Origin of the sequence: Paramesorhizobium endophyticum, assembly GCF_014640615.1 — a bacterium.
Taxonomy (GTDB): domain Bacteria; phylum Pseudomonadota; class Alphaproteobacteria; order Rhizobiales; family Rhizobiaceae; genus Paramesorhizobium; species Paramesorhizobium endophyticum.
This window is the reverse complement of record NZ_BMHH01000004.1, coordinates 17,877-32,770: the sequence shown is the minus strand read 5'-3', so window position 1 is coordinate 32,770 and position 14,894 is coordinate 17,877. Positions and strand designations below refer to the sequence as shown.

General features: G+C 60.4%; 13 protein-coding genes and 1 pseudogene. 5 read left to right on the top strand and 9 right to left on the bottom strand.

From position 1 onward, the window contains the following. The 3 genes from IEX53_RS06215 to IEX53_RS06205 all read right to left on the bottom strand — a co-directional run bounded on the left by IEX53_RS06215 (position 1) and on the right by IEX53_RS06205 (position 6,297). On the bottom strand, positions 1-3,429 hold the full coding sequence (locus IEX53_RS06215) for a DEAD/DEAH box helicase (RefSeq protein WP_188822541.1): 3,429 nt from the start codon (positions 3,427-3,429) through the stop codon (positions 1-3). 403 nt (positions 3,430-3,832) lie between these two features. Beyond that, the gene (locus tag IEX53_RS06210; RefSeq protein WP_188822539.1) at positions 3,833-5,059 is read right to left on the bottom strand and encodes an MFS transporter; all 1,227 of its coding nucleotides are present in this window, start codon (positions 5,057-5,059) and stop codon (positions 3,833-3,835) included. Between the two features lie 236 nt (positions 5,060-5,295). Further along, complete coding sequence (locus tag IEX53_RS06205) at positions 5,296-6,297, bottom strand: GlxA family transcriptional regulator (protein ID WP_188822537.1); 1,002 nt, start codon at positions 6,295-6,297, stop codon at positions 5,296-5,298. 211 nt (positions 6,298-6,508) lie between these two features. Here IEX53_RS06205 and IEX53_RS06200 point away from each other — a divergent pair, with 211 nt between their 5' ends. Next, positions 6,509-7,057, top strand: coding sequence for a cysteine hydrolase family protein (locus IEX53_RS06200; RefSeq protein WP_188822535.1), 549 nt, complete (start codon positions 6,509-6,511; stop codon positions 7,055-7,057). A gap of 112 nt (positions 7,058-7,169) precedes the next feature. Continuing rightward, positions 7,170-7,700, top strand: coding sequence for a thioredoxin domain-containing protein (locus tag IEX53_RS06195; protein WP_188822533.1), 531 nt, complete (start codon positions 7,170-7,172; stop codon positions 7,698-7,700). Here the strand turns inward: IEX53_RS06195 and IEX53_RS06190 are convergent. Then, positions 7,659-8,612, bottom strand: a complete 954-nt coding sequence (locus IEX53_RS06190) for an ISNCY family transposase (protein WP_188822531.1) — start codon at positions 8,610-8,612, stop codon at positions 7,659-7,661. The genes IEX53_RS06195 and IEX53_RS06190 overlap by 42 nt on opposite strands. Positions 8,613-8,641: 29 nt before the next feature. Beyond that, positions 8,642-8,974 carry a hypothetical protein gene (locus IEX53_RS06185; protein WP_188822529.1) on the bottom strand — a complete coding sequence of 111 codons (333 nt, stop codon included), beginning with the start codon at positions 8,972-8,974 and terminating at the stop codon, positions 8,642-8,644. Between the two features lie 100 nt (positions 8,975-9,074). On the opposite strand from IEX53_RS06185, the gene IEX53_RS06180 reads away from it, so the two are divergent. The 3 genes and pseudogenes from IEX53_RS06180 to IEX53_RS23800 all read left to right on the top strand — a co-directional run bounded on the left by IEX53_RS06180 (position 9,075) and on the right by IEX53_RS23800 (position 10,756). Continuing rightward, positions 9,075-9,278 (top strand): thioredoxin domain-containing protein, encoded by a 204-nt coding sequence (locus IEX53_RS06180; protein ID WP_188822527.1) that lies wholly within the window; start codon positions 9,075-9,077, stop codon positions 9,276-9,278. A 103-nt stretch (positions 9,279-9,381) separates the two neighbouring features. Next, positions 9,382-10,332 (top strand): annotated as a pseudogene (locus tag IEX53_RS06175) (cytochrome c biogenesis protein CcdA); the annotation flags it as partial. A gap of 19 nt (positions 10,333-10,351) precedes the next feature. Beyond that, positions 10,352-10,756 carry a thioredoxin fold domain-containing protein gene (locus IEX53_RS23800; protein ID WP_236016061.1) on the top strand — a complete coding sequence of 135 codons (405 nt, stop codon included), beginning with the start codon at positions 10,352-10,354 and terminating at the stop codon, positions 10,754-10,756. Between the two features lie 72 nt (positions 10,757-10,828). Here the strand turns inward: IEX53_RS23800 and IEX53_RS06170 are convergent, their stop codons facing one another. Genes IEX53_RS06170 through IEX53_RS06155 form a run of 4 tightly spaced genes read right to left on the bottom strand, consistent with a single transcriptional unit; the run spans position 10,829 to position 14,864 of the window. After that, the gene (locus IEX53_RS06170) at positions 10,829-12,031 is read right to left on the bottom strand and encodes a mandelate racemase/muconate lactonizing enzyme family protein (RefSeq protein WP_188822525.1); all 1,203 of its coding nucleotides are present in this window, start codon (positions 12,029-12,031) and stop codon (positions 10,829-10,831) included. Positions 12,032-12,066: 35 nt separating this feature from the next. Further along, positions 12,067-13,206, bottom strand: a complete 1,140-nt coding sequence (locus tag IEX53_RS06165) for a mandelate racemase/muconate lactonizing enzyme family protein (protein ID WP_188822523.1) — start codon at positions 13,204-13,206, stop codon at positions 12,067-12,069. Positions 13,207-13,219: 13 nt separating this feature from the next. Continuing rightward, positions 13,220-14,152, bottom strand: coding sequence for a dihydrodipicolinate synthase family protein (locus IEX53_RS06160; RefSeq protein WP_188822521.1), 933 nt, complete (start codon positions 14,150-14,152; stop codon positions 13,220-13,222). A 1-nt stretch (position 14,153) separates the two neighbouring features. Then, positions 14,154-14,864 carry a GntR family transcriptional regulator gene (locus tag IEX53_RS06155; protein WP_188823021.1) on the bottom strand — a complete coding sequence of 237 codons (711 nt, stop codon included), beginning with the start codon at positions 14,862-14,864 and terminating at the stop codon, positions 14,154-14,156. Between the last annotated feature and the right edge of the window lie 30 nt (positions 14,865-14,894).

Genomic DNA, 14,894 nt, shown 5'->3' with positions numbered 1-14,894 from the left:
TCACGCTTCCGCCGTGCCCAGCGGCTGGAAAAGAGCGGCGATATCATCGGCTTCGAGCGCCAGAGGGCCGTGTTCACCGCCCTCGAAAAGCGCATCCGCAAGCGCCTGCTTCTTTTGTTGAAGTCGCGAGATCGCCTCTTCAACCGACCCTTCCGTGATGAGCCGGTAAACGAAGACGTTCCGGTTTTGCCCGATGCGGTGGACGCGATCCATCGCTTGGCGCTCGACCGCGGGGTTCCACCAGGGATCGTAGAGGATGACCGTATCGGCTGCCGTCAGCGTCAACCCGACCCCGCCCGCCTTGAGGCTGATCAGGAAAACGGGCGCATCGCCTGACTGGAAGCCGGAGACGACCTCGTCACGGTTGACGGTGTCGCCGGTCAGCCAGGCATAGGACCAGCCCTGCGCTTTGACATCCTCTTCGATCAGCCGCAGCATTTCCACGAATTGCGAAAAAACCAGGACGCGCCGGCCTTCGGCAATGAGCGTGGCAAGCAGTTCCAGCAGTCGCGACCGCTTGGCGCTTCCGGTGACCGATTTGGCTGCATCATGCTTCAGAAGCTGCGGATCGCAGCAGACCTGGCGCAGTTTCAGGAGGGCATCGAGAATGGTGATCTGGCTCCCCGCCACCCCGCGCTCGGCTATTGCCTTGCGCACCCTTTCGTCCATAGCAAGGCGGATCGATTCATAAAGTGCCGCCTGCCGGTCTCCGAGTTCCACAAGTTCGGTGATTTCGGTCTTCTCGGGCAGGTCGAGCGCCACCTGCTCCTTGGTCCGCCGCAGCATGAACGGCCTTAAGCGGGCATTGAGTTCGGCTTGCGCATGGGCATCGCCATGGGTTTCGACCGGCACGAGAAAGCGCGAGCGGAATGTTTTGCGGTCGCCCAGCAGGCCCGGTATCAGCCAGTCGTAAAGCGCCCACAGGTCGAGAAGCGAGTTTTCCATCGGCGTCCCGGTCAGGGCCAGGCGCATTGCCGATTTGAGCTCCCTGATCCTTTTGGCGATAGAAGCGGCCGGGTTCTTGACGGTCTGCGCTTCATCGAGAACGACCACATCCCATTGGGTGGCGGTAAGGACATCGTGGTCGCGGTTGAGCAGGGGATAGGAGGTGACGACGACATGATGGGCCGCGATGGCGCCGAACTCCTTTTGCCGTTCCGGTCCGTGCAGGATCAGAACCTTCAGCTCAGGCACGAACTGTTCCGCCTGGCGTCTCCATGTATGGACGAGGCTGGTCGGTACGAGGAGCAGGCTGGGTTGCTTCGAGGAATTGTCTCCGAGATGCCGTTCCGCCAGAAACGCCAGCGTCTGGACGGTTTTCCCAAGCCCCATGTCGTCGGCCAGAATGCCGCCAAAACCGGTTTCGCCCAGCGCCTTGAGCCAGCCGAAGCCCGTCTTCTGGTAAGGGCGCAATGTCGCCCGGAACATCGACGGCGGTTCCGTTTGCGGGTTTGCGGCCAGCGCCCGCAGCTTGTGCCCGAGGGCATGGAGTTCCGGCCCGGCTTCAAAGGGAATGCCACAGCCTTCCAACGCTTCCGCTATCTCAAAGGCGCGGCCCGCTTCCGCCTTGTGGAACCCGTCCATGAGGCCGATGGCGGAAAGAAATACCCGCAACAGCGGCAAAAGGGAGGCTGCTTCCAGCGGAATGAGGCGCCCGTCCTTCAATCGCGGGTAAAGCGTCATTTGCGCCAGAATGCCTTCGACGATGTCGTCCCAATCGGGAGCGTCGCGGTCGAGAAACGCCAGCTCATCGAGCAATTGCCGGATCATTGGCACTAGGTCCAGTTCTTCGCCCCCGGCCTCAAGATGGACGCCCATCGAAAAATAATCGCTGCGGCCATCTCCACCCCGGGGTACGGCCGCGCCCCGGATTTCCATCGGGCCGTCATATAATTTATAGGGCCAGTCCTCGGCGATCTCGATCCGCCAGCCATCCTTGCGCAATTCCGGCAGGGTGTCCGTCATGAACTCGAGAACGGCGTCATCAAAGCCGGAAGAGCCGAAAAGTTCGGTGGTCAATTCATCGGCGGTAGAAAAATAGAGCGCGGTTTTGCCGGCGTTCCGGTCCGGTGTTTCAATAATGTCGGCGGCAAACAGGGCACCAGCTTCCTGCAGCCGATCGAATGCCTGCTCTTCTGCCTGTCTGTCGCGCAGCAATGTGACGGCTTTTCCGTTTTCCAGAAACCGCTCCTGCCCGCCAGGCCCGTCGCCGAAGACTCGCCCGTCATAATCGAAGGAGAGGCGAAGCGTTGGAAGTTGCACAGGCTCGCGCATCCAGCTGTACTGACCATGCCGGGTCGCTTTTGTCAGGGAAAGCCGCAATACCGGTAGGGGCGCGCGGGCCTGCCGGGTTTCCGTGTCGATGCGTTGCGGAACTGGTATCGGAACCTGCGGCATTTCCAGCAATGTTCGCATGATCTGCGAGGCATGTTCGGCGGGAATGACCGGCGCGTTCAGAAGCAGCGGCACCATGCGAGCCGGCGCATCGAGCGTGAGCAGCCCTATTTCCCCCGTTTGCGGGTCGACGAAAGCCGGGGGATCGAGCGGAAGGGGATGCAGCCGGCGTCCATCCTTGTCCGTCAGCATCAACTGCTGCGCGCCCTGTTTCAGCGTCTGCCACTGGAATACGCCCTCGCGGGTTTCGCCGGCATGTAGAGCCGGTCCCGCCGGGTCGCGCCAGCGTCCAAGGCCGGTTTCGGCGATCATTTCGAGAAGCGCGTAAATTTCGCCGGGCACGGGTTCGGGCTGTTGGCCGTAATAATAATAAGGCTGGGCAAAGCCGAGCATCTTGAGGCGGCTGATGATTTTCAAATCTCGCAGCCGGATGAATTTCGGGGAATTCTGGCGGTCGATCCGCGAGACGTCATATCGCCTTGCCGTGGCGCTGAGGTTCCCGTTCTTGAGGACTGTGCTCTTCATGGTCTCTATGGTCAATCGTCCATTGCCATCGACATTCAAGAGATAAAGCAGCCGGTCACGCACCGTGGCGGGCCAGATGTCTGGATCGTCGGGCATTTGGGATTGTGCGGCCTGCAAGTCGCCGAGCCAGGAGGCAAGCCGGGCAGGAAGCGTGGCAGGCGCGGATGCCGGATTTTTGACTGCCTCACGGTTCATCCGGACGGAAGGCGGCGCCCGCCCCGCTTTGCCGGATGCCCGCGAATAGCAAACCGCCGCCACATGCTTGCAATTATATCCAATCGGACATGAACAATGCCCGGCAACGGCGCGGATGGCGCCATTGCTATCATAGGCTACATGAATCGTCTGCCCATAAGTGTTGCGCCCGCTGCCCCGCACGGTTGCCTTGACGATCTGACTCCCATCCCCCCAACTGGCTGACAGAACCCGACCCTCCCGCGCATAGGCGGCTCCCCGTTCCCAGGTGACCGTGTCGAAGAGCCGCCTGATTTCAGCCTGCGGATAGTTCATCGCGTCCGATAGCTCCGACTTGTCCAGCACCCGCCCGTGTTAAATCCAGCCACGCGAAATGAAAAGTGTTTTTGGCGGGTCGTCGTGCCGTTTCGGCTTATCTCGCCAGCCCGCACCTCGACCGAGCCGTCAATATCCACCATCCGGTAGCGGCGTAAGGTAATGCCGAGGCGAATTCCGCTACGCTCCATTCACGCTCAGGACGTGGATTACCTTCTCACCACATAACGCTATCAACGCATGGAACAAAACATGCCCGAAAAGCCTCAAAACTCAATGAGTCGTGTACGGTGGGGTGCGATTAAACGCAACGCGCTTTAGGCCGAATTGCCTGACGGAATGACGGCTCGCTGTGCCGCCAGATAGCGCCACACCGCCACCAGCAGTTCCAGGATTCCCATGATCAGCAAGGCGTATAGCAGCGCTTGATATCCGCCTTCGACGATAATACGCCCCCCCCGAGCAAGGGGAAACCGAACACGCCGATGAAATAGCATAGCGAGAAATAGACAAGCGTACGGGAACGCAGGCTTTCTTCGGAAGCGCTCACTGCCTGGGCTTGGATGAGTGGGTAGACCAAGCCGTAGCTGAGACCGAGAAGCATGGAACTCGCGGCATAAGGTACGGGACTTGCAGACATCACCGCGAACATGACCAGCGACACGCACATTAACATGAGCAGGACGATGGTGGTCTTCATCGGCTCTTTCCGGTTGACGAACCCGCTCACCAGGAAACGAGCGCCAATGACCGCGGCGGTATATGAGATGTAAAAAATCGAATAGTTCAACTCCTTGGAAGCGGCGAACGTCGTCTGGAAATTGACCATTGAGCTGAAAACACAGGCTCCAAGAAAAACCATGATTAATGGATATTTGGCCGGCGAGCGAGCGATGCGGCGCCAGGCTTCGGCTTCTCCACCCGGCAGGGACCAGCGTTGCGGCGCCGCGATATGGGATAGTCTCCGGCCGGCGGCGTAAAAAAGCACAGCACTTGCGACCGCCAGCACCATCGCGCCTGCGAAAATAACCGGATGCGGCACCCCGGCCCCGAGCAGCCCGCGCGCGGCAACCGGAGCAAGGCCCATGCCCAGCGCATTGAACGCCGACAACACGCTGAACAATACCGCCCGATTGACATCGGTCACCAGCCCCGACAGCATAATCGGACCGATCGTAAAGGTCAGTCCCCACCCGGCTCCGAGCAGGAACCCGGCGAGATAGAACAGCATCGAAATTTCGTGAGTCGTATCGCGGTTCCCTTCATGAATATTGAGTGCGCGGGACCCGAGCGGGTTGTTGAGCCCGGGGGGCATTCCGCCATTGGCGATGCTGTATGGTTCCAGCTTGGGCTGGCGGCCCACCATCTCGTCGGGAGGATTCCAGCGAGGCCATTTACGCTTGTACGCGATGTGTCCCCGGCCGGCCCATGCGAAACCGTCGCGGCCCACGCCGACGCCATACCGCACGGCCCTGCCGTTCGGCCTGATGTGATAGAGGTAGCGATTGGGCGTATCGACGATCACCGTGCCGACCTTTTCGCCGGTGGGATAATCCACCTCGGTGCGCCACCATTTTTCATCGACCTGGGAGACGTCGACCGCCGGGATCGGGAACTGTTCATCGGGCATCGCGGCATACATCGGTGGCCTGACCGGACGAACGGGCTTGGGTGTCAATGCGATTGGGGCGGGTTGCGTGGCCGACACGCAGCCTGACAGCGTCAAGGCGCTGGCGCCGAGGAGGAAAGTACGCCTGGGGATGGAGGATATATGGTGTTTGCTCAATGTTCGTGGGGCCTTGTGCTCTGGGTCGGAATCCCCTCAGCGCACATGGCTCAGCTTAAGCCCAGCTTAAGAGCGAAAGGCTAATTCTCGGCGAAATGACGCTCCCCTCGGGATGTTACGGCGAAACGCCGCCGATATTCACTGGGAGTCAGGCCGACGAACCGGGCAAATATCTTGCGGAACGCCCCGGGGTCGCCATAGCCGGTCTCCCAGGCGATCTGTTCCACCGATTTGGCGCTGAACTGTAAAAGCTCGCAGGCTCTGCTGGCACGTATCCGCTGACCATATTCCGATGTCGTCATGCCTGTAGCCTTGCGAAACCGGCGCAACAAAGTGCGGCGTTCCAGTCCGGCCTTGGCCGCCAGCGCTCCCAGCGAGATGTCCTTCGCTGCCGTCCCTTGAAGCCAGCGCTGCACTTCCCGGACCGCCGCATCGCCGTGGTGCATGCTCGGCGAGAATAGGCTGTAATAGCGCTGTTCGCGTCCCGGCGGATCAACCAGCAAGAATCGCGCAGTCTGCGTCATGACCTCCGCACCGCGCAGCCGCTCAACCAGCCGCAAGCACAGATCCGTCCAGGACATGAGACCGCCAGCGGATAGAATCTGACCGCTATCGATCAGCAGCCTGCCCACATCGACCAGAACTTTCGGGAACCTTGAGCGAAACTGGTCCTCTAATATCCAGTGCGTTGTCGCGGGACGGCCGTCGAGGAGCCCGGTTTCGCCAAGCAGGAACGCGCCAGTGCAGACCGAAGCCAGGGTGCAGCCCGCCGCATATCTCGCGCGCAGCCACTCGACATAAAGCACTGTGATGTCCGCGGTCGCTGGCTGATCCAAGCTGGGCGGCAGGATGAGTACATCGGGATCGGAACCTGTGCAAACGTCCGTTGCATGCACGCGCTCCGGTGCGCAGCCCATCCGCTCGATGTGCCAATGGCTGACCGCAATCGGCGTTGCCCCGGCAGCGACCGGAGCCTGAAACCGGTTCGACACGGTGAAGAGATCGGTCATGGCCAGAACGGCGGAAGTTTGCGCGCCGGGATAGAGTAAAATGCCGACTTCCGTGTGCTGCCGATCCGCCATTTGTCCCTATTACCCCTTAATATGTCGATATCGCCAATGGCGCATAGATCAGGCCGTGACCTACTGTCCAGTCACTAAAGCGCGTTGCGTTTAATCGCACCCATGCAACGCGCTTTAGGTCTTTGTCTTTAAGCATGTCTTTGCCCAAAACCGGTTCCCACTTTTGGGAGACATGCTTTAAACCGCAGTAACAGCAAAAGAAGGTGAGCCCATGAGCAAGCGCGCTGTCGTCGTGATCGACATCCAGAACGACTATTTCCCGAACGGTAAGTATGAGTTGGCCGGCATGGAAAAGGCCGCGGCCAATGCTGCCAAGGTAATCGAAGCAGCCCGCAAGAAGGGAGATCGCGTCATCCATGTCCAGCATATCTCCCCGAGCCAGGATGCGCCCTTCTTCACCCCCGATTCCGAGGGCGCTGAGATCAATTCAGCCGTCGCCCCGCGCGACGGTGAAACGGTCGTCATCAAGAATTTACCCAACCCTTTCTTGAAGACCAATCTGAAGGAAGTCCTCGATGCGTCCGGGATCGAGGAGGTCACTGTCATCGGCGCGATGAGTCATATGTGCATTGACGCGACGACCCGTGCGGCCAGTGACTATGGCTACAAGACCACGGTAGTACACGATGCCTGCGCGACACGCGATTTGGAATTCGGCGGCGTGACGGTGCCGGCAGCTTCGGTACATGCCGCCCTGATGTCGGCGCTTGGCTTCGCTTATGCCACGATCATCGATACCGAGAATTACACAGGCAGCTAAGATGCTTGTCTCGTGGGGCCCTGCACTTTCCGGGCGACCGAACGAACCGTTAAGCCTGCCTTAAGCTGGGCACGGTTCGACTTCGGCAATGACAATAGCCTGGAGTTCCACGATGGACGTTCAACGCCATATAAACTCGTCGCCAGCAGGCGACGAGTTTACGCCTGCCTTTACGGTAAGCAGACGAACCTTGCTGGCAGGTCTGGCGGCCATTGCCTCTACAGGAGTAACGGCACAGGCCCGAGCCGCCAATGACACATCGCTCGAAATGATCCTCAACGATCCGCAGGCACCGGTCGGGGGCAACCCGTTAGGCAATCTGACGATCGTCTCATTCTTCGATTACAATTGCCCATACTGCAAGCGAACCGTGGCGCCACTGGACGCGGTGATGAAGTCTGACGGCCAGATCAGGCATGTCTACAAGGACTGGCCGATTCTGACCGAGGCGTCCGTCTACGGCGCCAAGCTCGCTCTCGCGGCACAATACCAGGGCCGGTACGAAATGGCCCATCGCGCCCTGATGGATATCCCCGGCGGTAAGGTTCCGCAACAGAAAATGCGGCAGGCCAGCAATTCTAAATCTGGCTGCTGCCCGTTGTCACATAGCGCTTTGTTTGTAGATTTCGGGCGGTGGCTTTGAGGTTATGAGTGTTGACATCAAGGTGTTCCAATCCGGGAAGACCAGATATTCGGTGATGGTGCGGATATGCTCGAAGAAGCGCTTTCGCGCGCGCTTTGCGTGGCGGGCCTTGATCCAGAGGGGCTCGATGAGATCACAGGCCGTATGCATGGCGAAGGCGAGCAGGTTCATAGCGGCGAACAGCATGGCGAGGTTCTGTTTGCCGTGGCCGAAATTATGTTCCAGGTGATAACCGTTGTTCTTGAGGACATTGAAGCCCTCGTTCTCGATCTTCCATCTTGCCCTGGCGCAGGCGCAGGCGGCGATGTCGGCGATGTTCTGGCGGGTCAATGGCAGTGAGGTGACGAAGGTCCCGTTATAGAGGGTCTTGCCCTTGGCGTCGCAAATGGTCAGGGCAAGCCAGTTGACGTCGAGCGCGGGCTTTTCCTCACGCAGCGGCACGTTTGAGAACCAGCGATAATGCCAGGTCAGCCTTTTGGCGCCTTCCTTGCGGGTGTGCGAAAACGCTTCGATATCAGCGCCCTGCATGAAGTCGTAAAGCGCCTTGTGCGAGGCCGGTTTTGCGGTGAACAGGAAATCGCCGCCGCTGGCCAGCGCCGCCTGGCAGACCGGCTGGCAGGCGAAGAGATCGTCGCCCAGATAGATAGGGCGCAGGTCGCGCACGCGTTCGGCATGGGCGGCGAGCCAGCGCTTGACGGCGCCGCGCTCGCAGTCCTGCTTTTCGGCCCCGTCCTGCCGGACGATGAACTCCGGCATCAGCGGCAGCGCCATGGCATGGCCGGGGGCGACGACCGTCGCCGCCAGCATGGAATGATAATAGTCCGTCTTGCCGCCGGCGCGCTTGCGGGTCTGGCATTGCGGGCAGCCGAGCTTCTGCCAGCAGAAATATTCGGTTCCGTCGAATGCGATCAATGTACGGCCATCGAGCCGCTCGAAGGCCGTCAGGCGCCGCGGGAACGCAAGGCCGACATCACATGGTCGAAAACGGGCTGCAGCAGATGCGGCGGGACTGGATCGAGCATCGAACGGATATGATTGTCGGTCGGGATTTTCCTCATCCCGAACAAGCCCTGGCAATTGGAGGTCTTGAGCCGCGCCTCCAGTGAGCGCTGATGGGCCAGAAAGGACTCCGACTGCATGAAGAAGAGCGCAAACCCGGCCATGCCGATGTCGGCCATCGAATAAATCACATCGCCGCCCTTCCGCTTGTCCGGAAAGGTTGCGCAAACGCCGGGCAGGAAATCGAAAAACTCATCGAGAACCACCATCACCACGGTGAATCAGAAATCCCCCAACCGCGAAAGCCAAATTCGACGACAAGCAAAAGCCATTTAGAATTGCTGGCGGCAGGCACTGGAAGCCACCGATATAGACATGACCCGGCTCGAGACCGATGCGCGCGACATGAATGAGGAAATCACGGCCTTGCTCAAGCGCAACAACGCGCAGGCCGAGTCCCTTGGCCTGCAAGGAACGCCGGTTTTCCTGATCGGGCGGTTTCTGATCGCCTCTGCGCTTGATGAGGCAGGGTTCCGGCAAGTCGTCGCCGACGCCCGAGCTCCAGAACCGGGCCAGTGATCAGAGTTTTCGTTTTTGCCGCATGATCTCACCCGAATAGTCTGCAACTTTTACTGATGCCGGCCTTCGGTTTGGGTTCATGCTCCAACTTTGAGCGATATTCATGCCTCTTGTGATAGCCTTCCGGCTCTTTGCGAGCCTGCTTTTCATTCTCCTGCCCGCCGCCGCTTCCGCGCAACAGGCTGACGTGCTGAAAGCTGAGGACGCTTTTCGCTTCTCCGTGGAACGCGGACAGGGCGAGGAGATCGTGCTGCGCTGGAAGATCGCGGACGGGTATTACCTCTACCGCGATCACATCCAGGCGCGAGACACCGCCACCGGCCTGGACATCTCACTTCAGACCCCTCCTGCTGTCGTCGAGTCCAATGACGCGAATTTCGGTGCGTCCGAGGTTTACTATTCGCAGGCTACGGCGCGGTTCAAATCCGGAACCTCGGACCAGATCGCGATCATCTATCAAGGATGCAAGAAGGACTCGATCTGCTATCCGCCGCTCACTGTAACGCTCGACCCACGGAGCCTGCAGGTTTCGAAGGCAGTCGTCGGCTTCAGGGTCGCGCCAACGCAGGAGGAGCCGGCAAAAAAGACGAGAAGCGGTGATTTCCACCTCGCCGGCGACTCGCTCGGCGGTGGAATGGTCGGCTCGCTGCTGGCAAGTGGCGGTGCGCTCTGGGCAGTCGCAAGCTTTCTCGCTTTCGGCCTGCTGCTCGCCTTCACGCCTTGTGTCCTGCCCATGTATCCGATCCTGAGCGCGACGCTGGTGCGCGAAGGCGAAGCGCTGACGCCGCAGCGGGGATTTGTGCTTTCCTCGGCCTATGTAATGGCCATGGCGCTGGCATTCGGAATGCTCGGCATCGTTGCGGCCTGGTCCGGGCAGAATCTTCAGATGGTGCTGCAATCGTCCTACGCCATCGGAGCGGTCGCGGTTCTTTTCGTGGTGTTGGCCGCATCCATGTTCGGCCTGTTCGAATTTCAACTGCCTGCCGCCTGGGTCAGCCGCATGACCGGCGTCAAGACTGGCGCCCGGGGCTCCGTGTGTGGCGCGGCGGGAATAGGGTTTCTCTCGGCGCTGATTGTCGGGCCATGCGTCACCGCTCCGCTCGCCGCCGATATCACAGGACACGGCACATCTGACATTCGAGCATGTCGACGGAGCGGCGAGCCTGAAAGAAAAGCTTGCCACGGCCAATGGCCGTCCCACACTCGTCTATTTCACCGCCGACTGGTGCGTTATCTGCCGGGGGATAGAGCGCGACATTCTCTCAGCTCCGGAAATCGTGACGGGGCTCAAGGGATTCCAGCGCGTCAAGGTCGATCTGACGACATTGGACGAGGCCAAGCAGGACCTGATGCGCGACCTGGCCGTCATCGGCCCGCCCACGGTGGTCTTTTTCGACGCCAGCGGGGCGGAGCTCAACGGTTCACGACTGATCGGCGACATGACCGTAGAGACGCTGGCAGCGTCGATCGTAAACTGAGGCCGCTCCTGTCGATCAGAACCAGGCTTGTACCAAAACCAGGCTCACCCTTATTCACGGCGTCGAAACACTTTACAGGTCGTTCATCGCCGTGGTGCGGCGGATGACATCGGAATTGCCGAGCACGTAGTCGCTGAGCTCCAGCCCGAGGCCCACCCCTTCGAACGGATAAATCTGTCCGTTTTCGATCCGCGGCATTATCGTGACGAGATCGCGGTACCAGGTCGAATAATAGGCGCGGACCGATTCCTGGAACACCGCGTTCGGCGCGTTCAGCGATAGATGGATCGAGGCGGCAAAGACGACCGGGCCGGTGCAGTCATGGGGGGCGATCGGTCGCTGGAAGGCCTCTGCCATGGTGGCGATCTTCTTCGCCTCGCTGAGGCCACCGCACCATGAGATGTCGAGCATGACATAATCGACGGCGCTCTTGCGTAAGAGCTCGACATATTGGGCGCGGGTCGCCAGCGTCTCGCTGGCGCAGACGGGCAGGCCGGAGCGTTGCGCGTAGACCGCCAGAGCCTCGGTATCCTGCATCTTGATCGGATCTTCCATCCAGAACGGGCGGAATTCCTTCATTGCGCGGGCAATCGCCAGCGCGGAAGGCAGATCCCACATCGAATGCAGCTCGACCATCACCTCCATCCGGTCACCGACCGCGTCGCGGATTTGCCGGAAGGGCACGAGCGCCTTGTCGAGGTCCGCCCGGTGAATGAAATTGCCGCCGCCGGCAACGGCGAAGGGATCGAACGGCCATATCTTCATTGCCGTAATGCCTTCGGCAAGCAGGCTTTCGGCCAAGGCGCCGGCATCGCTCGAAAACGCGACCTGATCGTCATAGGGGCCTTGTGGCGCATCGGTAGTGCCGATATAGCGGCGCGCGCCATGGCTGTTATAGGAGTAGCCGGCGCAGGTGTTGTAGGTGCGGATCGACGGGCGCGAGAGGCCGCCGAGCAATTGATGGATCGGCTGGTTGGTGACCTTGCCGAATATATCCCAGAGCGCGATGTCGACGGCGGATGCCGCGCGGATTTCGACGCCCGACGAGCGGAAACCCACATAGGTTTCAGTCAGAAGCTTGGAGATGCGGTCAATTTCCAGCGGGTTTTTGCCGATGAGCTGCGGCGCGACTTCCCGGTGCAGGTAGGTCGCGACGCTATCTGCGCCGCGGAACGTCTCGCCCAGCCCGATGATCCCTTCGTCGGTGTGGATTCGGAGCCAGATGATATTGTTGAGGCTGGGAAGCTGGACCGTTTCAAGCGCGGTGATTTTCATCGAATACTCCGTATCGTATAGAGTGCCATTTGGGTTCAAGGATAGGCCGTTGCGCCGTCCGGCTTACGGGTCATCTTGCGTTCCCAATGGACATAATCTTCGGTCTGCAGCGCTTTTTCGTCGATTTCGATGCCCCAGCCGGGGCGGTCGGGCCGCAGCTCCATATGGCCGTCGACGGGCATGTAGGGATCGAGCGCCCAAGGCGCATGGACATGCGGCTTGAATTCCAGGATCTGGAAGTTCGGTTGCGCGGCGCAGAAGTGGATGTTGACGGCGGTCGCCAGCGGCCCCATCGGATTGTGCGGAGCAACCGTGACATAATGCGCCTCGGCAATCGCCGCGATCCGGCGCATTTCGCAAACGCCGCCGACCACGCAGATGTCGGGCTGGATGATGTCAGCACCCTGGGCCGAAAGCAGGGACAGGAACTCGAAGCGATTATAGAGCGACTCGCCCGTCGCCAGCGGGACGGTCACTTTCGACTTCAACTCGCGCCAGGCCGGGATATGTTCGGGCCGAATGGGTTCCTCATAGAAAAGCGGATCATTGGGCGCAATCGCGGCGGCAAGCTGGACGGCCTTATAGGGCTCGTAAATCTTGGCATGAGCGTCGAAGGCAAATTCGAAATGCGACGGCGTGATCTCGCGGATTCGGGCAAACCAGTCGCCGGTTTCCTTGACGAGTTCGCCCCAGCGGCCGGCATGCAGGTCGCGGCGATACGGGCTGAGCTTGAAGGCGGTATAGCCGTAGGTTTCGTTGAGCTCCATCGTCTGGTCGAGAGCGTGTTCGGCGTCCGGCGCGGTGTAGACGCCGCAATAGACGCGCACCCGGTCCCGCACATTGCCGCCAAGCAGCATATAGACGGGCAGGCCCGCCGCCTTGCCGGCAATATCCCACAATGCGTGGTCGATTGCGGAAATCGCGGCAAGGCCCAGGGCGCCGGGCGGGAACCTGCACTGCTGGTTGAGTTTCAGGACGAGGAATTCAACCCTCCTCGGGTCCTCCCCCTCGATCTGGTGAAAAAGATAATCCAGAAGCGGCGGAAGAGCCCAGTCCGGGCCATGATTATAGCATTCGCCCCAGCCGCTGATCCCCTCGCTGGTTTCGATCTTGAGAAGCAGGCGCGGCCGCTCATCGACGCGCTGCATGTATGTCTTTATGCCGGTGATGCGCACTTGATGTCTCCAGTCACGCTGCCTGGACTTCGGCTTCGCCTTCAGTCCGGACGCGGTCCACGACCTCGCGCAAAATGGCCCGCTCCGAAGCGTTCAATGCGACGACCCCCGGCACGCGGACCGGGCCGACACCATTGCCGAGCATCCCCATCGCTTCCTTGACGACCGTTACGTTCGCGCCATTCAAATATTTGGTGCGTAACGCCTCGAACGGCGCGATGCCGTCTATCAGGCGGCGGGCCTGCGCATAATCACCGGCTTCGAGAGCCTTGTGAATCGCATGCGAGCGCGCGGGGAAGACATTGACGAGACCGGATGTGAAACCGCGGGCCCCCAGGGCATAGAAGGCGGGCGCCCAACCCTCCGCAAGGCCGCAAACCCAGATCGAGGGCGTGTCGCGGGTGGCGCGGATGACATCGGACAACAGCATGAGGTTGGACGATGCGAACTTGATCCCGGCAATATTTGGGTGCAGCGCGAGTTTCCGGAAATCCTCCACCGGCAACGCATCGCTGCGCACATAGGCGATGACGGGAACCGTACAGGCGTCCGCAAGCTCGAGGAAATATGCCGCCTGGTAGGACGGCCCCGCGAACGGGTCCATCGGATGATGGCCCATGATCGCATCAGCGCCCGCGGCGATAGCGTCCTTCGCAAGCGCCTTTGCTTCAGCCAGCGAACGCCCGACTGCCGCGCTCACCAGGGATTTTCCATCCGCTGCCTCGATGGTCGTGCGGTGCACGAGGCGGACCTCATCCATCGTCAGGGTGAAGAATTCCCCGGTATTACCCGCGGCCATCAGATTATGGACCCCGGCGTCAGCAAGCCCCTTGATCAATTGAGCGAGCTTCGGCGCATCGATCGAGCCGTCCTTTGCGTAGGGTGTTACCGGAACGCCTGAAATGCCCGTAAGCGCGCGCCGCACGGCCTGAAGTCTCTCAGTCACGTCAAATATCCTTCTCTCTTCCAAAAACGATGTTCAGATAGGTTTCGCCGGAGCGCACCACATGGTCACGCATCCGGCGTTCCGCGTTGTCCGCGTCGCCGGAGATAATCGCATCGGCGATGGCGGTATGTTCCTCCAGGGATTTGCTTCGTTCCGAAGGGTCAAGGTGGATGACCCGGCGCGTTCCTGCGTCATAAAATTGCTGACGCTCGATCAGATTGGCCAGATAGTCGCAGCGCGAGATCTTGTGGATGAGATCGTGAAAGGTCTCGTTGAGAGCAATCAGGCTGTCCGCGTCGCCGGATATCGTGGCGTCACTCATCAGCCTGGTGGTTGCGGCCAGGTCGGCCTCGCCCTTTTTGTCGATCCGCTTGGCCGCCAGATGCGCGATCATCGATTCCAGGGCTGCCCGAGCGAGGATCATTTCCTCCGCCCAATTGCTGGTAAAACGGATTACGACGCCGCGCCGCGGCAGGGATTCGACCAGCCCCTCCGTTTCCAGTTGCCGAAGCGCCTCCTTGATCGGCGTGGTGCTGACGCCGAACTGCTCCGCGAGGCTGCGCTCGTTGAGCTTCTCGCCGGTGGCAAAACGCCCGGCAAGAATGGCGGCGCGCATCTCACGATGGACGTGGTCGCGAACGGTAACCTGGAAGCCGGCTCCGATCTTTTCAAACCCGTCCGCGCCCGACGGCTTGTCCTCGCCTTCGATCATTTCTTCCAAAATCCGTTGACTGCGCTCGTT